21 protein-coding genes and 1 tRNA gene are annotated in these 19394 nt (G+C 60.6%); 6 read left to right on the top strand and 16 right to left on the bottom strand.

Annotated elements, in window-relative coordinates; genetic code table 11:
* Nucleotides 1-15: 15 nt before the first annotated feature.
* The 6 genes from ACFZPT_RS19400 to ACFZPT_RS19375 all read right to left on the bottom strand — a co-directional run bounded on the left by ACFZPT_RS19400 (nt 16) and on the right by ACFZPT_RS19375 (nt 5049).
* Nucleotides 16-612: a 50S ribosomal protein L25/general stress protein Ctc gene (locus tag ACFZPT_RS19400; RefSeq protein WP_034095781.1), complete on the bottom strand. Its 597-nt coding sequence runs from the start codon at nt 610-612 to the stop codon at nt 16-18.
* Nucleotides 613-749: 137 nt separating this feature from the next.
* On the bottom strand, nt 750-1691 hold the full coding sequence (locus ACFZPT_RS19395; RefSeq protein ID WP_003171603.1) for a ribose-phosphate pyrophosphokinase: 942 nt from the start codon (nt 1689-1691) through the stop codon (nt 750-752).
* Between the two features lie 46 nt (nt 1692-1737).
* Nucleotides 1738-1812, bottom strand: a tRNA-Gln gene (locus tag ACFZPT_RS19390).
* A 37-nt stretch (nt 1813-1849) separates the two neighbouring features.
* Nucleotides 1850-2653: a 4-(cytidine 5'-diphospho)-2-C-methyl-D-erythritol kinase gene (gene ispE / locus ACFZPT_RS19385; protein WP_219730105.1), complete on the bottom strand. Its 804-nt coding sequence runs from the start codon at nt 2651-2653 to the stop codon at nt 1850-1852.
* Between the two features lie 49 nt (nt 2654-2702).
* Entirely contained in the window at nt 2703-3320 is a 618-nt protein-coding gene (gene lolB / locus ACFZPT_RS19380; RefSeq protein WP_099313228.1) for a lipoprotein insertase outer membrane protein LolB, read from the bottom strand.
* A 4-nt stretch (nt 3321-3324) separates the two neighbouring features.
* Entirely contained in the window at nt 3325-5049 is a 1725-nt protein-coding gene (locus tag ACFZPT_RS19375) for a tetratricopeptide repeat protein (RefSeq protein WP_099313227.1), read from the bottom strand.
* 183 nt (nt 5050-5232) lie between these two features.
* On the opposite strand from ACFZPT_RS19375, the gene hemA reads away from it, so the two are divergent.
* The 6 genes from hemA to ACFZPT_RS19345 all read left to right on the top strand — a co-directional run bounded on the left by hemA (nt 5233) and on the right by ACFZPT_RS19345 (nt 10599).
* Entirely contained in the window at nt 5233-6522 is a 1290-nt protein-coding gene (gene hemA / locus ACFZPT_RS19370; RefSeq protein ID WP_034095785.1) for a glutamyl-tRNA reductase, read from the top strand.
* On the top strand, nt 6519-7601 hold the full coding sequence (gene prfA / locus ACFZPT_RS19365) for a peptide chain release factor 1 (protein ID WP_184336763.1): 1083 nt from the start codon (nt 6519-6521) through the stop codon (nt 7599-7601). Before hemA ends, prfA begins: the two co-directional genes overlap by 4 nt.
* Nucleotides 7602-8432 carry a peptide chain release factor N(5)-glutamine methyltransferase gene (prmC, locus tag ACFZPT_RS19360; protein ID WP_034095787.1) on the top strand — a complete coding sequence of 277 codons (831 nt, stop codon included), beginning with the start codon at nt 7602-7604 and terminating at the stop codon, nt 8430-8432. It abuts the gene before it with no gap.
* Nucleotides 8426-9181, top strand: coding sequence for a molybdopterin-synthase adenylyltransferase MoeB (locus tag ACFZPT_RS19355; RefSeq protein ID WP_034095788.1), 756 nt, complete (start codon nt 8426-8428; stop codon nt 9179-9181). Before prmC ends, ACFZPT_RS19355 begins: the two co-directional genes overlap by 7 nt.
* Nucleotides 9174-9968, top strand: a complete 795-nt coding sequence (gene murI, locus ACFZPT_RS19350; RefSeq protein ID WP_034111688.1) for a glutamate racemase — start codon at nt 9174-9176, stop codon at nt 9966-9968. The genes ACFZPT_RS19355 and murI overlap by 8 nt, the downstream gene beginning before the upstream one ends.
* Nucleotides 9969-10080: 112 nt before the next feature.
* Nucleotides 10081-10599 (top strand): acyloxyacyl hydrolase, encoded by a 519-nt coding sequence (locus ACFZPT_RS19345; RefSeq protein ID WP_379555545.1) that lies wholly within the window; start codon nt 10081-10083, stop codon nt 10597-10599.
* A gap of 53 nt (nt 10600-10652) precedes the next feature.
* Here the strand turns inward: ACFZPT_RS19345 and ACFZPT_RS19340 are convergent, their stop codons facing one another.
* From ACFZPT_RS19340 to ACFZPT_RS19295, 10 genes are read right to left on the bottom strand one after another with little or no spacing between them, the layout of a single operon-like run.
* Nucleotides 10653-10958, bottom strand: a complete 306-nt coding sequence (locus ACFZPT_RS19340) for a YkgJ family cysteine cluster protein (RefSeq protein WP_034095790.1) — start codon at nt 10956-10958, stop codon at nt 10653-10655.
* A gap of 54 nt (nt 10959-11012) precedes the next feature.
* Complete coding sequence (locus tag ACFZPT_RS19335) at nt 11013-11492, bottom strand: DUF2878 domain-containing protein (protein ID WP_034095791.1); 480 nt, start codon at nt 11490-11492, stop codon at nt 11013-11015.
* The gene (locus tag ACFZPT_RS19330; RefSeq protein WP_034136804.1) at nt 11485-12756 is read right to left on the bottom strand and encodes a cyclopropane-fatty-acyl-phospholipid synthase family protein; all 1272 of its coding nucleotides are present in this window, start codon (nt 12754-12756) and stop codon (nt 11485-11487) included. Before ACFZPT_RS19330 ends, ACFZPT_RS19335 begins: the two co-directional genes overlap by 8 nt.
* Nucleotides 12743-13552 carry a DUF1365 domain-containing protein gene (locus ACFZPT_RS19325; protein WP_379555547.1) on the bottom strand — a complete coding sequence of 270 codons (810 nt, stop codon included), beginning with the start codon at nt 13550-13552 and terminating at the stop codon, nt 12743-12745. Before ACFZPT_RS19325 ends, ACFZPT_RS19330 begins: the two co-directional genes overlap by 14 nt.
* A complete protein-coding gene (locus tag ACFZPT_RS19320; RefSeq protein WP_379555548.1) occupies nt 13549-14796 on the bottom strand; it encodes an NAD(P)/FAD-dependent oxidoreductase in 1248 nt (415 codons plus the stop codon). Before ACFZPT_RS19320 ends, ACFZPT_RS19325 begins: the two co-directional genes overlap by 4 nt.
* Complete coding sequence (locus tag ACFZPT_RS19315) at nt 14793-15575, bottom strand: SDR family oxidoreductase (RefSeq protein ID WP_034095795.1); 783 nt, start codon at nt 15573-15575, stop codon at nt 14793-14795. The genes ACFZPT_RS19320 and ACFZPT_RS19315 overlap by 4 nt, the downstream gene beginning before the upstream one ends.
* Nucleotides 15572-15994 carry a nuclear transport factor 2 family protein gene (locus tag ACFZPT_RS19310; protein WP_034095796.1) on the bottom strand — a complete coding sequence of 141 codons (423 nt, stop codon included), beginning with the start codon at nt 15992-15994 and terminating at the stop codon, nt 15572-15574. Before ACFZPT_RS19310 ends, ACFZPT_RS19315 begins: the two co-directional genes overlap by 4 nt.
* Nucleotides 15987-17432 (bottom strand): deoxyribodipyrimidine photo-lyase, encoded by a 1446-nt coding sequence (phrB, locus tag ACFZPT_RS19305; RefSeq protein ID WP_099313223.1) that lies wholly within the window; start codon nt 17430-17432, stop codon nt 15987-15989. Before phrB ends, ACFZPT_RS19310 begins: the two co-directional genes overlap by 8 nt.
* Nucleotides 17433-18362 carry a MerR family transcriptional regulator gene (locus tag ACFZPT_RS19300; protein WP_379555549.1) on the bottom strand — a complete coding sequence of 310 codons (930 nt, stop codon included), beginning with the start codon at nt 18360-18362 and terminating at the stop codon, nt 17433-17435.
* Between the two features lie 15 nt (nt 18363-18377).
* Nucleotides 18378-19337 carry a DUF523 and DUF1722 domain-containing protein gene (locus ACFZPT_RS19295; RefSeq protein ID WP_034095799.1) on the bottom strand — a complete coding sequence of 320 codons (960 nt, stop codon included), beginning with the start codon at nt 19335-19337 and terminating at the stop codon, nt 18378-18380.
* Nucleotides 19338-19394 lie beyond the last annotated feature (57 nt).

Raw genomic sequence — 19394 nt, 5'->3', positions numbered from 1 at the left:
GCAAGACAGAGTGAATTACTCTGCAGCGCCTTCTTCAGCTTCTGGAGCAACGCGTGGAGCGTGTACGTTGGCAACTGCTTTGTCATCACCGTGAGCCAGTGCAACGAACTCAACGCCTTTTGGTGCCTTGATGTCGGACAGGTGAACGATGGCGCCGATTTCCAGAGCCGACAGATCGACTTCGATGAACTCAGGCAGGTCTTTCGGCAGGCAGGTCACTTCGATTTCGTTCAGGACGTGAGAGATCTCGCCGCCTTTCTTGACCGGAGCTTCTTCACCAACAAAGTGCACAGGCACGATAGCGGTCAGTTTCTGGCCAGCAACAACGCGAACGAAGTCGGCGTGCATGATGAACTGCTTGGAAGGATGACGCTGCATTGCTTTAACGATGACGTTCTGCTTGGTGCCGTCGACGTTCAGCTCGATAACGTGGCTGTAGGCAGCTTCGTTTTCGAACAGCTTGGCGATTTCTTTGGCCAGGATGGTCACGGATTCAGCAGGCTTGCTACCGCCGTATACAACAGCAGGAATGTTGGCGGCGTGACGCAGGCGGCGGCTCGCACCTTTCCCCAGGTCAGTACGCGCTTGAGCGTTCAGAGTAAATTCAGTCATTTTGTATCTCCAAAATAGCCATCATCGAGCGGCGTTTGCGACCAGCGCCAGACTCGATATGGGCAAAAAAGCCCCGCCCCAACACAATGCTGGGGCGGGGCGCTTTTCGTCAGTGCTTTGTTACGAAGGGGGAACCCTTAACGGAACATCGCGCTGATCGATTCTTCGTTGCTGATACGGCGAACCGCCTCGGCAACGACCGGTGCGATATCCAATTGACGGATACGCGCACAGGCTTGAGCGGCGGCGGACAACGGGATGGTGTTGGTCACCACCAGTTCGTCCAGCACAGAATTCTCGATGTTCTCGATCGCTCGGCCCGACAGCACAGGGTGTGTGCAGTAGGCGAAGACTTTAGCCGCACCGTGCTCTTTCAAGGCTTTCGCCGCGTGGCACAGGGTGCCGGCGGTGTCGACCATGTCATCAACCAGAATACAGGTACGCCCTTCGACATCACCAATGATATGCATCACTTCAGAGTGATTGGCTTTTTCACGGCGTTTGTCGATGATCCCAAGGTCCACGCCCAGGGATTTGGCAACAGCCCGTGCACGCACGACGCCACCAATGTCCGGGGACACGATCATCAGGTTTTCAAAGCGCTGGTCTTCGATGTCATCCACCAGAACGGGGGAGCCGTAGATGTTATCTACCGGAATATCGAAGAACCCCTGGATTTGGTCAGCGTGCAGGTCAACCGTGAGAACACGGTCGATGCCTACCACGGTCAGCATGTCAGCCACGACTTTCGCGCTGATAGCCACACGTGCGGAACGCGGACGGCGATCCTGACGGGCATAACCAAAGTAAGGGATTACAGCTGTGATTCGAGTCGCTGAGGAGCGGCGGAAGGCATCAGCCATCACGACGAGTTCCATCAGGTTATCGTTGGTCGGAGCGCAGGTCGGCTGAATAATGAAGACATCTTTACCGCGGACGTTTTCATTGATCTCGGCTGTAATTTCGCCGTCGGAGAATTTACCGACAGAGATGTCACCGAGAGGGATATGCAGCTGACGTACGACACGTCGAGCCAGATCGGGGTTAGCGTTCCCCGTAAAGACCATCATCTTGGACACGCGCAGTACCTAGAGGCTGAGGGTAACCTGGATGAGTATAGGAAAATGGCAGGGGCGGCTGGATTCGAACCAACGCATGGCAGGATCAAAACCTGCTGCCTTACCGCTTGGCGACGCCCCTGTATCTGTTGCAACGAGTACCCAGTACTCGATTCCTTTTAGAGCAGACTTTGCAGCTTGCGATGCAACATCGAAACGTTGCTTCCCTTTGCTACAAACCCTGTAAGGGTCTCTGTAAGAAGGGCCGAGACTTTATCAGCTTCAGCTTTGTTTGGGAAGCCCCCAAACACACAACTTCCAGTTCCGGTTAATTTTGCTTCGGTAAATTTACCTAACAAATTCAAAGCGTTACGTACCTCTGGATAACGCCTTGCTACAACCGGTAAGCAGTCATTTCGACTGTTTCCCTTGGGAACGGGGCGCACTTTAATGGGAGGAGAGTTACGTGTCAACAGCGGATCTGAAAAAATTTCTGCTGTACTTACAGATACTTGCGGGACAAGCACGACGTACCATGGCTCTTCAGGCTCTACAGGCGTCAGTTTTTCCCCTACGCCTTCGGCAAAAGCCGCGTGCCCGCGTACGAAAACCGGGACGTCGGCCCCCAGCGTCAGACCCAGCGCAGCCAGGCGATCATGGTCCCAGCCGAGCTGCCACAAGTGGTTCAGGCCCAGCAGGGTAGTCGCGGCATTCGAGCTGCCACCGCCTATCCCTCCGCCCATGGGCAAAATTTTATCGATCCAGATGTCGATGCCCAGTGAGCTGCCGGATTGCTCTTGGAGTTTTTTCGCGGCCCGCACAATCAGATTGTTGTCGTGGGGCACGCCTTCGAATTCGGTATGCAACTGGATCACGCCGTCGTCGCGTACGGCGAAGGTCAGTTCGTCGCCGTAATCGAGAAATTGAAACAGCGTCTGCAGCTCGTGGTAGCCGTCTTCACGGCGTCCGAGAATATGCAGCATCAAATTGAGTTTGGCCGGAGAGGGCAGGGTCAGTTTTTCTGCGGTCACGTTATTGCCCCAATTTGCGCGGTTGCCAGTCCTTGATCACCAGCGTGACGTCCAGGTCCGTGCCGTGCAATTTGATGCGTTCGGGCAGCCAATAGCCGTTCTGTTGTACGTAACTGAGGTACTCAACCTGCCAGCCATCCTGTTCAAGGGTGGCCAGACGACTGTCGCCGTTAAGGCTCAGGCGACTCTTGCTGTCTGGTGCGGGCAAACCGCGCACCCACCAGACCAGATGAGACACCGGCAGTTTCCAGCCAATCTGTTCTTCCAGCAGAGCTTCCGGGGAGGTCGCTTCGTAGCGCCCCTGGTTGGCCACTTCGAGGCTCACCTGGCCCGGACGCCCGGTCAGCCGCGCCGCGCCTCGGCCCAGTGGGCCCGAGAGGCGAATATCGTAGTAGTCCTGGCGTTGCAGCCAGAACAGCGTGCCGCTGCCGGAATCTTTCGGCGCGCGTACGCCGACTTTGCCTTCGATCTGCCAGCCATCGATGCTGGCCAGTTGGCTCTTGTGCTGCTTCCATTGCGCCGGTTTGCCCTGGCCTTCAACGGATTCGCGGGCGCCAAAGCCCGCGCAACCGGCGAGCAAGGCGATAAGACTGAACACTATAACGTGGCGCAAAAACATAAATTTAAAGGGTCTCGGATCCGGTCAGGCGCTTGATGGTGCTGCGCAGGATGGGGCTTTCGGGTTGTTCCTTGAGGAACTTTTCCCAGATTTGACGGGCTTCGCGCTGTTTGCCATTGGCCCACAACACTTCGCCCAAATGGGCCGCGACTTCCTGATCGGGAAAGCGCTCCAACGCCTGGCGCAGCAAGCGTTCGGCTTCATCCAGGTTACCCAGGCGGTAATTCACCCAACCGAGGCTGTCGAGGACGGCCGGGTCTTCCGGATTGAGTTTGTGCGCTTGTTCGATCAGCGCCTTGGCCTCGTCGTAGCGGGTGGTGCGATCGGACAAGGTGTAACCCAGGGCGTTGAGGGCCATGGCGTTGTCGGGGTCGCGCTTGATGATCAGGCGCAGGTCTTTTTCCATCTGCGCCAAATCATTGCGTTTTTCCGCCTGCATGGCGCGGGTGTACAGCAGGTTCAAATCGTCGGGGAATTGCAACAAGGCTTGTTGCAGCACTTTCCAGGCGCGATCACCCTGACTATTGGCCGATAAGGTCTCAGCCTGAATCAGGTACAACTGGATGGCATAGTCCGGCTCGGCATCCCGCGCGGCGGCCAGGCGTTTTTCCGCCTCATCGGTGCGGCCGTTGCTCATCAGGATATCGGCCTGGCGCAGTTGGGCCGGCAGGTAATCGTTACCGGAGCCGACCTGAGCGTATTCGAGCAGGGCTGCCTGTGGGTCGTTGCGCTCTTCGGCAATGCGGCCCAGGTTCAGGTGCGCGGAATCCACATGGCTTTCCCGGGCGATCAGCTCTTCCAGGTACCCTTTGGCCTCGTCCCAGGCTTTGGCTTCCAGGCATACCAGGGCCAGGGAGTAGCGCAGTTCATCGTCGTCCGGATATTGCTGGACCAGATTGGCGAACTGCACTTTGGCGTCCTCCATGCGGTCCTGCTCCACCAGCATACGTGCGTAAGTCAGGCGCAGGCGCTTGTCTTCCGGGTATTTCTTGATGCTTTTTTCCAGCAAGGGAATCGCTTCCTTGCCGCGATTGAGATTCTGCAGCAAGCGTGCGCGCAGCAGGATGGGAGCGATTTCCCCCTCATCCGGCGGGTTTTGTTCCAGCAGCTTCAGCGCTGCTTCGGCTTCGTCATCCTGTTGCAGCAGCAAGGCCTTGCCGAAAATCAGCTGGCTGTTTTTCGGGTGCTTCTGTAGCAGTCGGTCGAAACTGTTCATCAGGCCATTGCGGGTGTCCTGGTCGGTGTCGGCGGCCGACAGCGCCAGGAAGTCGAAATGGGTGTCACCCTTGCCCTGCAGGACTTTCTCCATATACACCATGGAGTCGTCATAGCGCCCGGCCCGCGCCAACTGAATAGCCGCCGCCCGTTGTGCTTCCAAGTCCTCCGGGGCGTTTTTCGCCCAAATCAGCGACGTGTCCAGCGCCGCCTGATCAGCCCCCAGGTACTCGGCGATGCGAAACGCGCGCTCGGAGATCCCCGGGTCCTGCGTATTGATGGCCTGGGTCACGTAGTTATCCAGCGCAATATCGAAGCGATTGCGCTGGCCGGCCAGCTCCGCGGTCAGCAGGCTGTACACCGTTTCTTCGCTGAACGATGAGTAAACCTTGGGCTTTTCAGGGGCGGGGGTGCTGTCTTCTGTCGGCGGCGTACCGTCCGGCTGCACGGGGGCCATGGCCTGGCAGCCGCTGAGGAAGACAAAAGCAAGGAGCAACGCGGAAGATCTATTCATATAGGAAGAGGACGACTAACCTGCGGTCGGATCATCATGACACAAGCCTTCGGCCAAACATAACCGAGTCTCAGTGCGTGTCTTTTATAGGCACAAGGTATAGGGACAATAGACGACGGTGGTTGTTCTGAATCTTTCGAAGTAGGACAATCGCCGGCTTCCCGACATCATCAGCGATATTGAATGGCCTTCCTCGCACTCGGTATTAACCACAAGACTGCCTCTGTAGACGTGCGCGAGCGCGTGGCGTTTACGCCTGAGCAGTTGGTTGAAGCCTTGCAGCAGCTCTGCCGGCTCACCGACAGTCGCGAAGCTGCGATCCTTTCGACCTGCAATCGCAGTGAGCTTTATATAGAACAGGAACATCTCTCTGCGGATGTCGTCCTGCGCTGGCTGGCCGATTATCACCATTTGAGCCTCGACGAGCTGCGCGCCAGTGCTTATGTGCATGAAGAGGATGCGGCAGTTCGTCACATGATGCGTGTGGCGGCCGGTCTCGATTCGCTGGTGTTGGGCGAGCCGCAGATCCTGGGCCAGATGAAATCCGCCTACGCCGTGGCGCGCGAAGCCGGCACCGTTGGTCCGTTGCTGGGTCGGCTGTTCCAGGCCACGTTCAATTCCGCCAAGCAGGTGCGCACCGACACGGCGATCGGCGAAAACCCGGTGTCCGTGGCGTTCGCGGCCGTCAGCCTGGCCAAGCAGATTTTCAGTGACCTGCAGCGCAGCCAGGCGCTGCTGATCGGCGCCGGGGAAACCATCACCTTGGTCGCTCGTCACCTGCACGACCTGGGGGTCAAGCGTATCGTGGTGGCCAACCGTACCTTGGAGCGCGCCAGTATCCTGGCCGAACAGTTCGGCGCCCATGCGGTGCTGCTGGCGGATATCCCGGCCGAACTGGTGCGCAGCGATATCGTCATCAGCTCCACCGCAAGTCAGTTGCCGATCCTGGGCAAAGGCGCGGTTGAGAGCGCGCTGAAGCTGCGCAAGCACAAGCCGATTTTCATGGTGGATATCGCCGTTCCTCGGGATATCGAGCCCGAAGTCGGCGAGTTGGACGATGTTTATCTGTACAGCGTCGACGATCTGCACGAAGTGGTCGCCGAAAACCTCAAGACTCGTCAGGGCGCAGCCCAGGCCGCCGAGGAAATGGTCAGCACCGGCGCCGAAGATTTCATGGTGCGCTTGCGTGAACTGGCGGCGGTGGACGTGCTCAAGGCGTATCGTCAGCAGGGCGAACGCCTGCGCGACGAAGAACTGATCAAGGCCCAGCGTTTGCTGGCCAATGGCAGCAGCGCCGAAGAGGTGTTGATGCAGTTGGCGCGTGGCCTGACCAACAAATTGCTGCATGCACCCAGTGTGCAACTTAAGAAATTGACCGCCGAAGGCCGCCTCGATGCGCTGGCCATGGCCCAGGAACTTTTTGCCCTCGGAGAGGGCGCGTCAGACAGCTCTTCGGATAAAAAACCGCAATGAAAGCGTCACTGCTCAATAAACTGGACGTGCTCCAGGACCGTTTCGAAGAACTGACCGCCTTGCTCGGCGATGGCGAGGTCATCGCCGATCAAGCCAATTTCCGTGCCTATTCCAAGGAATACGCCGAAGTTGAGCCCGTGGTCGCCACTTATAAGAACCTGCTGAAAGTGCAGGGCGACCTCGAAGGCGCCCAGGCACTGCTCAAAGACAGCGACCCGGACATGCGTGAAATGGCCGTGGAAGAAGTCCGCGAGGCCAAGGAAAAACTCGCCGAGCTGGAAGGCGACCTGCAACGCATGCTGCTGCCCAAGGACCCCAACGACGGACGCAACGTGTTCCTCGAAATCCGCGCCGGCACCGGTGGCGACGAGGCGGCGATCTTCTCCGGCGACCTGTTCCGTATGTACTCGCGCTACGCTGAGCGTCGCGGCTGGCGTGTGGAGATCCTGTCGGAGAACGAAGGCGAACACGGTGGCTTTAAAGAAGTCATCGCCCGCGTCGAAGGCGACAATGTCTACGGCAAGCTGAAGTTCGAGTCCGGCGCGCACCGTGTGCAACGGGTGCCGGCCACCGAGTCCCAGGGCCGCATCCACACCTCGGCCTGCACCGTCGCCGTGCTGCCCGAGCCGGATGAACAGGAAGCCATCGAGATCAACCCGGCCGACTTGCGCATCGATACCTATCGTTCGTCCGGTGCCGGCGGCCAGCACGTCAACAAGACCGACTCGGCCATCCGTATCACCCACTTGCCGTCGGGCATCGTGGTGGAATGTCAGGAAGAGCGCTCCCAGCACAAGAACCGGGCGCGTGCCATGTCCTGGCTGTCGGCCAAGCTCAATGACCAGCAGACCAGCGCCGCCGCCAATGCGATCGCCACTGAGCGCAAGCTGCTGGTGGGCTCGGGCGACCGCTCCGAGCGCATTCGCACGTACAACTTCGCCCAGGGACGGGTGACCGATCACCGAATCAACCTAACCCTGTATTCCCTGGACGAAATCCTCGCCGGCGGCGTTGAAGCGGTGATCGAGCCGTTGCTCGCCGAATACCAGGCCGATCAACTAGCGGCCATAGGTGAATAAATGACCATCATCGCCAGCCTGTTGCGCGCCGCCGACCTGCCGGATTCGCCCACCGCGCGCCTGGACGCCGAATTGTTACTGGCCGCAGCCCTGGGTAAATCGCGCAGCTATCTGCACACCTGGCCGGAAAAAATCGTCAGTAGCGAAGACGCGCTGACGTTTGCCGGCTACCTGCAACGCCGCCGCGCGGGCGAGCCGGTGGCTTATATTCTCGGCCAGCAAGGCTTTTGGAAACTCGACCTTGAAGTGGCGCCACACACGCTGATCCCGCGTCCCGAGACCGAAATGCTGGTGGAGGCGGCGCTGGAATTATTGCCGGCCACGCCCGCCCGCGTGCTTGACCTGGGCACCGGCAGCGGCGCGATTGCTCTGGCCCTGGCCAGTGAGCGACCGGCCTGGCAAGTGACCGCGGTCGACCGTGTGCTGGAAGCGGTGGCCCTGGCCGAGCGCAATCGCCAGCGTCTGCACTTGAATAACGCCACGGTACTCAACAGCCATTGGTTCAGCGCCCTGCACGGGCACTCCTACGATCTGATCATCAGCAACCCGCCGTATATCGCCGACAACGACCCGCATCTGGTGGCCGGCGACGTGCGTTTCGAGCCCGCCAGCGCCCTGGTGGCGGGCCATGATGGTTTGGATGACCTGCGGCTGATCATCCAAGACGCGCCCGCCCACCTGAATGCGGGTGGCTGGTTGCTGTTGGAGCACGGTTACGATCAAGCCCCTGCGGTACGCGACCTGTTGCAGAGCCAAGGTTTTGAGCAAGTGCACAGCCGCGTCGACCTTGGCGGGCACGAACGTATCACCTTAGGGCGCCGGCCGTGCTGACCGATCAGGAGCTGTTGCGCTATAGCCGACAGATTCTGTTGCAGCATGTCGACATTGACGGGCAATTGCGCCTCAAAAACGGCCGTGCCCTGATTGTCGGCCTTGGCGGTCTGGGCGCGCCGGTGGCGCTGTACCTGGCCGCTGCGGGCGTTGGCCAGTTGCATTTGGCGGATTTCGACACGGTCGACTTGACCAACTTGCAACGCCAGATCATCCATGACACCGACAGCGTCGGGCAGACCAAAGTCGACTCGGCCATGCGTCGCTTGCGCGCGATCAACCCCGACATCCAACTGGTGCCCCATCGCACCGCGCTGGATGCCGATTCGCTGGCCGCAGCCGTGGCTCAAGTGGATGTGGTGCTCGATTGCAGTGACAACTTCTCTACCCGCGAGGCGGTCAATGCCGCCTGTGTCGCCGCCGCGAAGCCGTTGATCAGCGGCGCGGCGATTCGTCTGGAAGGGCAATTGTCAGTGTTTGACCCCCGTCGCGCCGACAGCCCGTGCTACCACTGTTTATATGGGCACGGCAGCGACGCCGAATTGACCTGCAGCGAAGCCGGTGTCGTCGGGCCGCTGGTGGGCTTGGTCGGCAGCCTGCAAGCCCTGGAGGCCCTGAAGCTGTTGGCCGGTTTTGGCGAGCCGTTGGTCGGGCGTTTATTGCTGATCGATGCCTTGACCACGCGTTTCCGCGAGCTGCGGGTCAAGCGCGACCCTGGCTGCAGTGTCTGCGGGACTCGCCATGGGTAAGGATGCGCCGATCGGTGTGTTCGATTCCGGTGTCGGTGGCCTGTCGGTGCTGGAGGAAATCCAGCAACTATTGCCCCACGAGTCGCTGCTCTACGTCGCCGATTGCGGGCATATCCCTTATGGCGAGAAAACTCCGGCCTTTATTCGCGAGCGTTCGCGGCGGGTGGCGGCGTTTTTCCGCGAGCAGGGCGCCAAGGCATTCGTAATTGCCTGCAACACGGCGACGGTGGCCGCCGTCGCCGACCTGCGTCTGGACTACCCCGATTGGCCGTTGGTGGGCATGGAGCCCGCCGTCAAACCCGCTGCCGCCGCGACCCGCAGTGGAGTGGTCGGCGTGCTCGCCACCACCGGCACCCTGCAAAGCGCCAAGTTCGCGGCGTTGCTCGACCGTTTTGCCACCGACGTGCGCGTGATTACCCAGCCATGCCCAGGCCTGGTTGAGCTGATTGAAACCGGCGACCTGAGCAGCCCGGCCCTGCGCCAGTTGTTACAGTGCTACGTCGACCCCCTGCTCAGTGCCGGTTGCGACACCATCATCCTCGGTTGTACCCACTATCCCTTCCTTAAACCGATGCTTGCGCAAATGCTGCCGCCGAGCGTCATCCTCATTGATACTGGCGCCGCAGTGGCACGGCAGCTCAAGCGCTTATTGGGCGAGCGCAACCTGTTGGCCGACCGGAAACCTGCTCCCGCGCAGTTCTGGACCAGCGGCGATCTGTCTCACCTAAGAAATATCCTACCGACACTATGGAAACATCCCGGAATCGTGCGAAGCTTCGCCTCGTGAAAATTTCGTGAAATTTCGTGATTAGAAGCTGAACTTCTGACTCTGCGCAGGCTTCTATAGCGAGATTGCTTGTACAAAAACACCATACAAACTTGTTCGGAAGGAACGTTTAATGAAGCGCTTGTTCTGTTTGGCTGCGATTGCGGCCGCCGTTGTAGGACACTCGTTCTCGGCGCAGGCCGCCGGCCTCGAATTCGGTCTGGGGGCCACCAGCGATTCGACGTTGACATACCGCCTGGGGCTGACTTCGGATTGGGATAAGAGTTGGATGCAAAGCGATGTAGGTCGCCTGACCGGTTACTGGAGCGGTGCTTACACGTACTGGGAAGGTGATGACCGCGCAGGCGTCAGCAGTCTGTCGTTCTCACCGGTGTTTGTGTACGAATTTGCCGGGCAATCGGTCAAACCGTACATTGAGGCCGGCATCGGCGTTGCGGTGTTCTCCCGTACCAAGCTGGAAGACAACAACATCGGCCAGGCTTTTCAGTTCGAAGACCGTTTGGGTTTCGGGCTGCGCTTTACCGGTGGGCATGAAGTGGGCATTCGCGCCACCCATTATTCCAACGCCGGTATCAGCAGCAACAACGATGGGGTAGAGAGCTACGCGCTGCACTACACCATGCCGTTGTAATCACCTGCATTGCAAAACGCTGCGGGGGCGGCTTGTGCCCTCCCGCATTGCGATCAGATATACGCCGTCGCAATTCCCTGGCGTTCTTCCAGGCACTCCGGTGCGCCCATCTCGAATTCCCGACAAATCAGCGGACGCCGCTCGTAAATCGTACACATCATCGTGTCCCGATCCAGCGCCGCACACCAGCCGTCGTCCAGGCGCAGCATCACTTCACCGCCCCAATCGTCTGTGGCGATATAGCGCTCAGGCACGCCCGTATCGGTAATCAGCATGACTTCCAGCTGGCAGCAGCACGCCGCACACGTAGAGCAGGTGACGGCGGGTTCAGCGATTTGGATGTGGGGGATGTTGGTCATAGGCGCGCAGTGTAAGGCATGGGCGAGTCTCGGGTGTGAAAGGTCTGACAGACGTCAGCGCGCCAATCGATGCAGCCCGACAAAGACCACTGCCCACAGCAGCGCCAGCCCGATCAGCGTGGGCGCCACGTCAAAGCCGAATTCCACGCCTGCCAACTGGCTGCCGGCGTAATACGACAGCGGCCCGCCCACTGCGCCTAATACGGCGGCTCGCCACCAGGGGCGTGCGCTCCATGCCAGGCAATGACGCAACGTGGTGGCCAGCAGCGCCCACAGCAGCATCAGCCAAAACGGGATCAACGGCCCTGGTTCGCTGAACTGAAACACACCCAGCGCTCGCAGTAACGTGTCCAGCAGCGTGCCCGCCACAGTCACGCCAATGATCAGCGCGCCATCCTTTGCCCAAGAACTTATCCACAGCAGATGAACGGCCAGCACCGCCACGCCAATCAGCAACCAGGGGCCGTCGCCGCCCAGCACGCAGGCAAACCAGCCGCACTGGAACAGCGCGGCGTTGGCCAGGTTTTTAAGCATTGAAACGGCCGAGCAGCGGAGGGTTGATCGCCGCCGGTTTGGCCAGCAGCAACTGGGCCGTGCCGATGGTGCGCTCCATAAAGCCACCTTCGCAGTAGCACAGGTAGAACTCCCACAGCCGCAGGAAGTACTCGTCGTAGCCCAGTTCTGTCAGGCGGCCATGGGCGCGGCGAAAATTCTCATGCCACAGGCGCAGGGTTTTTGCGTAGTGCAGACCGAAGTCTTCCATGTGCAGCAAGTTCATATCGGTGTCGCGGCTGACGATCTGCAGCATGTTCTGTACCGAGGGCAGGGCGCCGCCGGGGAAGATGTAGCGCTGGATAAAATCCACGCTGCGTTTGGCTTGCTCGAAACGCTGTTCGCGGATGGTGATGGCTTGCAGCAACATCAGGCCGTCGCGCTTGAGCAACTGTGCACATTGCTTGAAGTAGGTGGGCAGAAAGCGATGACCCACAGCCTCGATCATCTCGATGGACACCAGTTTGTCGTACTCGCCCGTGAGATCGCGATAATCCCTTAGCAGCAGGGTGACCTGATCTTGCAGGCCCAACGCCTGTATGCGTTGTTCGGTGTACGCAAATTGTTCTTTGGACAGGGTCGTGGTGGTGACCTTGCAGCCATAGTGCTGCGCGGCATACAGCGCCATGCTGCCCCAGCCGGTGCCGATCTCCAGCAAATGGTCGCTGGGTTTGAGGGCAAGCTTCTGGCAGATACGCTCCAGTTTGTTCAGTTGCGCCTGTTCCAGGGTGTCGTCGGCCGTCAGAAATTGCGCCGCCGAGTACATCATGGTCGGGTCGAGGAATTGTTCGAACAGCTCATTGCCCAGGTCGTAGTGGGCGGCGATGTTTTTTTGCGAGCCCTCGCGCGTATTGCGGTTGAGCCAGTGCAGGCTCTGAGTCAGCGGGCGGGCGAGGCGGGCCAGGCCACCTTCCAGCGCGTCGAGTACGTCCAGGTTGCTGACCATCACCCGCACCACGGCGGTCAGGTCCGGGCTGGTCCAGTAGCCATGGATAAACGCTTCGCCGGCGCCGATCGAACCGTTGGCCGCCACCAGGCCCCACACGGCCGGATCGACGATCTGGATTTCCCCCAACAGGTGCGCTTCCCGTGCGCCGAACACTTGGCGTTCACCGTCCTCGATCACCACCAACTGGCCATGGCGCAATTGGCTGAGTTGACGCAGCACACCCTTGCGCAGCAGCGCGGTGGTCATGCCGTTGACGTTCAGGCGGCTGGCCTTGACCGATAAGCTAGGGGATTTCATGGCGATGTTCCTTGGTATACCCGACGGCGGTGCGAGAGGCGCCATCGGCGGCCCGGTGGGAGAAAATCGGTGTGCGTTTGAGCAACAGGCGCAGGGCCTGGCAGTAAATGGCCAGGCAGGTCTTGGCGGTCATCCACGGAAAACGTCCCAGGTAGCGGTGCAGACTGGCGCGGGTCAGCGCCTCTTTGTGCAGGCTCAGGGTGGCGTCGAAGACTTTCAGCTCGCCCTGCCAGTCGGCCATATGCACGCCAAGCCGCTCGGCGGGCGGGCTGAAGCTCATGCGGTATTCCAGGTCCCGCGGCAGGAACGGCGATACATGGAACGCCTTGGCCACGGCGAAATGCTGGTGCTCGTCCGCGCCCAGTGCCTGGGCCGGCAGCACGTAGTGGTAGCGTTCGCGCCAAGGGGTGTTGGTTACTTCACACAGGATCGCGGCCAATTGCCCATCGGCCTCGAAACAGTAGAAGAAACTCACCGGATTAAAAGCCAGGCCCCAACTGCGAGCCTGGGTCAGTAGGCAGATAACGCCCTGGGGTGTGCGCCCCAGCGCCTTGCCGACTTCCTGGCGCACGGCATCGCTCAGGCTGATGCCGTGGCCGGTCAACTCACGCAGGTAATCCTGCTGGCGAAAACCGAAGGGCGCCAGGCGGCTACGCCCGGCCAGGGGCGAGAGCCCGAGCACTTGGTCTTCTTCGCTCAAATCCAGGTACAGCAGGCCGATGCGGTAGCGAAAGGCATGAGCCTTGGGCGCAAATCGGCGGTGGGCAATCCAGCCGCTGTACAGGGCGCTGTTCACAGGGTTTCTCCAAAGGCTTGCGCCACGCGCAGGGCGCTGACCACGCCGTCTTCATGGAACCCGTTGGCCCAATAGGCACCGCAATAATGGGTATGTCGGGCGCCGTTCAGTTCTTCCCAGCGCTGCTGGGCGGCGACGGCGGCCAGGCTGTATTGCGGGTGGGCATAGGTAAAGCGCGCGAGGATCTTCAGCGGGTTGATCACCGCCGTCTGGTTGAGGCTGACGCAAAAGGTCGTGGTGCTGTCGATGCCTTGCAGGATGTTCATGTCGTAGGTCACGGCGGCCTGGGCCTGACTGTCGCCGGTCAGCCGGTAGTTCCAACTGGCCCAGGCCAGCCTGCGGTCGGGCAGCAGGCGCGTGTCGGTGTGCAGCACTACGTCGTTGTCGGCGTAGGGCAGGGCGCCGAGGATTTCCTGCTCGGCCTGGCTCGGGTCGCCGAGCAACGCCAGGGCCTGATCGCTATGGCAGGCGAACACCACCCGATCGAACGTCTCGCTACCGGCCGCGCTGTGGATAACCACACCGTCCTCGTTGCGTTCGACTTTATGCACAGGGCAGTTCAGGCGGATCCGCTCACGAAAACCGCGCGTCAGCGGTTCGATATAAGCGCTGGAGCCGCCTTCGATCACGCACCATTGCGGGCGATTGTTCACCGACAACAAGCCGTGGTTCTTGAAGAACCGTACAAAGAACTGCAACGGAAACCCCAACATGTCCGCCAGTGACATCGACCAGATCGCTGCCCCCATCGGCACGATGTAATGACGCACGAAGCGCTCACCGTAACCGCCGGCAGTGAGGTAGTCGCCCAGGGTCATATCGGCGCTGATCCGTTGTTCTTGCAGATCCAGCGGAGCCTGGCGGTTGAAGCGCAGGATGTCGCGCAACATGCCCCAGAAGCCTGGCGAGAGGATATTGCGGCGCTGGGCGAACAGGCTGTTGAGGTTGTTGCCGTTGTACTCGAACCGGGTGCGCTCGTCGCACACCGAAAAACTCATCTCGGTGGGTTTGAACGCCACGCCGATCTGCCCCAGTAACCGAATGAAGTTGGGGTAGGTCCAGTCGTTGAACACGATAAAACCGGTGTCCACCGCGTAGGGTTGGCCCTCCACCGTCACGTTGACCGTATGGGTATGCCCGCCGATGCGGTCGCCCGCTTCGAACAGGGTGATGTCGTGGCTGCGGCTGAGCAGATAGGCGCTGGTCAGCCCGGCGATACCGCTACCGATAATGGCGATCTTCACAGGTCGTCCTTCTTCGGCGGTGGGCTGCGCAACATGCGTTTGCCGATGATCAATTGCGCGCGGTTGGGCAGTTTCGACAACGGCCACAAGGTGGCGATAAACAGCGCGGGGAAGGCGATCTCCAACGGGCGCTTGCTCAGCTTGGCGAAGATATGCCGCGCGGCTTTGTCGGCGGGCCAGCTCAGGGGCATCGGGAAGTCGTTGCGTTCGGTCAGGGGCGTGTCGACAAAGCCTGGGCTGATCACGGTAACGTCGATGTTCTCCGGCGACAGGCTGATGCGCAGCGATTCGAACAAGTAGCGCAGGCCGGCCTTGGACGCACCGTACGCCTCGGCACGTGGCATTGGCAGGTAAGTCACGGCGCTGGCGACGCCCACCAGGTGCGGCGTGAGCCCGGCGCGCAGCAACGGCAGGGCGGCTTCGATGCAGTAACTGCTGGCCAGCAGGTTGGTGCGCACGACGTGCTCGATGATCGATGAGTCGAACTGGCGGGCGTCCACGTATTCGCACGTGCCGGCGTTGAGGATCACTGTGTCCAGCGCACCCCACACCTGAGCGATGTGCTCGCCGATTTCGCGCACGGTCTGGCTGTTGGTCAGGTCGCCGGCCACCACCAGCACTTGACCAGGGTAACGCTGCGCCAACGCCTCCAGCGGCTCTTTGGTGCGCGAGCTCAACGCCACCTGGGCGCCGCTGTTGAGCAGCTCCACGGCCAGCGCGGCGCCGATGCCACTGCTGGCGCCAGTCAGCCAATAACGACGAGGCGTCACTGCGTTCATCCCACTCTCCTTTTCAGCCAGCTGATCACCTTGCCCAACACGGGCAGGTGTTCGTACAGCAGTGCCCCGGCATCGAAATAATCCCGATGGCGGTACACCGTTTCACGCCACATCAGGTGTGAGCAGCCTTCCACGCGGATGACCTTGCCACTGGCCAGGCGCGGGTGGCAGAAGCTCATTTTCCAGCGCAGGTAGCCTTCGCCCTCGGCGACCTGATCGAAACCGTGGAAATCGAAGCGTAACTGGCTGACGTTGCCGTACAGCGACTCGAAATAGCGGTGCAGCGCGGTCAAGCCGTGCACTTCGTGAAGCGGATCGGTGAAGGTGATGTCCTTGCTGTACAGACTGTCGAGCAAGTGCAGGTTGTGCTTGTCCAGGGTGGCGAAGGTCTGGGCGAAACGGCGCAGGAAATCACTCATGGGCACCTCCTACCGCTTCGCGCGACGGCAGACTGCGGAACGCCGCCAGGGCGCGCTCGCGGGATTTTTTCAAATCGACAATGGCGCGCGGGTAATCCGCCACGCCAAACAGTCCGCCAACCGCGTCGGGGTTGTGGACTTCCTTTTTATTCAGCGCGGCCAGTTCCGGCAGCCAGTGCTTGATGAACACGCCTTCGCTGTCGAATTTTTCCGATTGGCTCAGCGGGCTGAAAATCCGGAAGTACGGCGCCGAGTCGGTGCCGGTGGAAGAGCTCCACTGCCAGCCGCCATTATTGGCGGCCAAGTCGCCGTCGATCAGATGGCGCATGAAGAACCGTTCGCCTTCGCGCCAATCGATCAACAGATTCTTGGTCAGGAACATCGCCACCACCATGCGCAGGCGGTTATGCATCCAGCCGGTTTCAAGCAACTGGCGCATCGCCGCGTCGATGATCGGCAGACCGGTGCGCGCCTCTTGCCAGGCCGCCAGGTCCTTGGGCGCATCGCGCCAGGCCACGGCTTCGGTTTCGGGGCGGAAGGCGCGGTGACGGGACACCCGAGGGTAGCCCACCAGAATGTGTTTGTAGAACTCACGCCACAGCAGTTCGTTGATCCAGGTGATCGCCCCGATATCGCCGCTTTCGAACTCGCCCTGATTGGTTTGCAGCGCCGCGTGCAAGCATTGGCGCGGCGAGACCACGCCGGCGGCCAGGTAGGCAGACAACTGGCTGGTGCCGGGTTTGGCCGGGAAATCGCGCTCGTCCTTGTAATAGCTGATCTGCGCATCGGCGAAGGTTTCCAGGCGGCGTCGGGCTTCGTCTTCACCGGCAGGCCAGAGGGCGCGTAGGCGTTCGCTCGGCGGTTCGAAGCCATCGACGGTGGCTGGCACGGCGTCGCTTTTGATCGCCAGTTTTGCCTGGGCCTTGGGCGTGCTCACCAGGTGCGGCAGGGCGCTGTGCAGACGGGTGTAGCAGACTTTGCGGAACTGACTGAACACCTGGAAATACGTGCCGCTTTTGGTCAGCACACTGCCGGGTTGGAAAAACAATTGATCCAGGTAGCTGTGGAAGGTCACCCCATCGGCTTCCAGCGCCGTGGCCACCGCCGCATCTCGGCGGCTTTCATGAATGCCGTATTCCTCGTTGACGTGCACCGACGCCACTCCCAACTCGCCGCACAATTGGCGGAGCACGGCGGGTGCCTGGTCCCAGGTGGCGGCGGTGCGGATCAGCAACGGGATGTTGAGTTCGCCCAAGGACCGGCTCAAGTCCCGCAGGTTACGCAGCCAGAAATCCACTTTGCACGGCGCGTCATCGTGGGCCAGCCATTGTTCGGGCGTGATCAGGTACACCGCTGCCAGCGGGCCGCGCTGGCTCGCAGCGGCCAGGGCGGTATTGTCGTGAAAGCGCAAGTCGGTGCGCAGCCAGATCAGATGCATTTAGACGAGTCCACGATGGAGCATAAGCTGGTGGGCCGACAACGGGTCTTCGGCGAGGGACAGATCCGCAAGGTCATGGCTCAATAACGCCAGCTCGGCCTGATGAATACTCACCGTGGGGCCGACCAGCAGTGTCGGGCAATCAACACCGCCCAGTAGTTTGGCGAAGGCCGGCAGTTGCAAGGCTTTGCTCGAATACAGCAGCACGGCGCGCGGTTTGAGGTGCTCCACCGCCAGGGCCAATTCGCCGGCCGGCAGCGGCCAGTCGAACACTTCCACCGGGCAATCGGCGCTGCTGGCCAGCCAGGCGCTGAGCCACAGATGCGGCTCCAGCGGCAAGTCGGACTGGTTGATCAGCAGTAGCGGCGCACCGTGCAATTGCCGATTGTTGTGGTAAATGCGCGCGCCAAACTTGCTACGCAGCCACGACAGCAAAAACACCCGCTCCATCTGCGCGCCGAACTGGCCCTGCCAGCGTTGCTCCAGTTCCTGGATCAGCGGTAGCAGCAGTTGCTCGCACAAAGTGCGCGGCGGGTACAGCGCCATGGCCTGGTTAAAGGCATCGTCGACCCGGCGCTCGGCCAAGTCGCTGATGGCCTGCACCAATGTCTGGCGCAGACTCTGCCATTCGTTGGCAACGCTGTCGGGGGTGATCTGGGCGGAGTCGATCAGGTTTTTCACCTGGCTGACGGGCACGCCGCGGTTAAGCCAGGTCAGGATGGTGTGGATACGTTGCACATGCTCGGCACTGAACAGCCGATGCCCCTTGGGCGTGCGCTGCGGCACGATCAAACCATAACGGCGTTCCCAGGCGCGCAGGGTTACGGCGTTGACGCCGGTCTGGCGCGCCACTTCACGGATCGGCAGCCAGCCGTCTTCAAGGGCTTGGGCGATGTCTTCGCCGGGTTCGTCTTGGAGGACGGCGTTCATGACGCTTTTCATGGGTTAGATCGCATTTCGCAGGCTGAGATTTTCCGGGTGCGGCTGCAAGTACGCCTGCTGCGCAATGTAGCGGTCCGGGTGTTGACGAAAGTGGTGCTTGAGCAACGTCAGCGGCACCACCAGCGGCACGATGCCGTGGCGGTATTGGCCGATGACGGTCTGCATTTCCTGTTTGTCGTCGGCGCTGATCACCTGTTTCAGGTAGCCGCTGATGTGCTGCAGCACATTGCTGTGGGTGCCGCGGGTGGCGCATTTTTTCAGGCCGGTCATCAGCTCAGTGAAGTAAACGCTGGCCAGCTCATCCAGCTCGGTACTTTTATCCATCGTGCCTAACAGGTGACCGAGGCTTTTGTAGTGCTGCGGGCTGTGAGCCATCAACAAGTACTTGTACCGAGAATGAAAGGCCAGCAAGCGATGACGGCTCAAACCTTCGGCCAGCAGTGCTTGCCAGCTGGCATAGACGAATACGCGGGTGAGGAAGTTTTCCCGCAGGACCGGGTCATTCAAGCGACCGTCTTCTTCCACCGGCAAGTTGGGGTGGCGCGCGCAAAACGCCTGGGCATAGATGCCGCGACCGCCGCCATCCACCGGTGTGCCGTTCTCGCGATACACCTTGACCCGCTCCAGGCCACAGGACGGGGACTTCTGCATAAAGATGTAACCGCACAGGTCGGTATGCTCGCGCGCCATCTGCCGGCCGTAATCGTCCAGCGGCTGGGTCACGTTGAGGGCACGGTTCACCGTGCCGACGGCTTGCGGCTGGGCAGGGTCGCCCACCAGACGGATCGGTTCACGGGGGATGCCCAGGCCGATGGCGACTTCCGGGCACAGCGGCACAAAGTCGAAATAATCGGCGAGGGTCTGGCAACAGAGCAGGGATTGTTTATGTCCGCCATTGAAGCGCACGTTCTCGCCCAGCAGGCAGGCGCTGATGGCGATCTTCGGTTTGGTGATGCTGGACATGAGCAAACCTCTGCAAAATTCCTATACAAACAAGAGTGCCTGTACAACTAAATCTCA

It is taken from the genome of Pseudomonas sp. MD330_10, from assembly GCF_042610415.1.
Taxonomy (GTDB): Bacteria; Pseudomonadota; Gammaproteobacteria; order Pseudomonadales; family Pseudomonadaceae; genus Aquipseudomonas; species Aquipseudomonas rhodesiae.
This window is presented reverse-complemented; position numbering and strand designations above follow the sequence as displayed.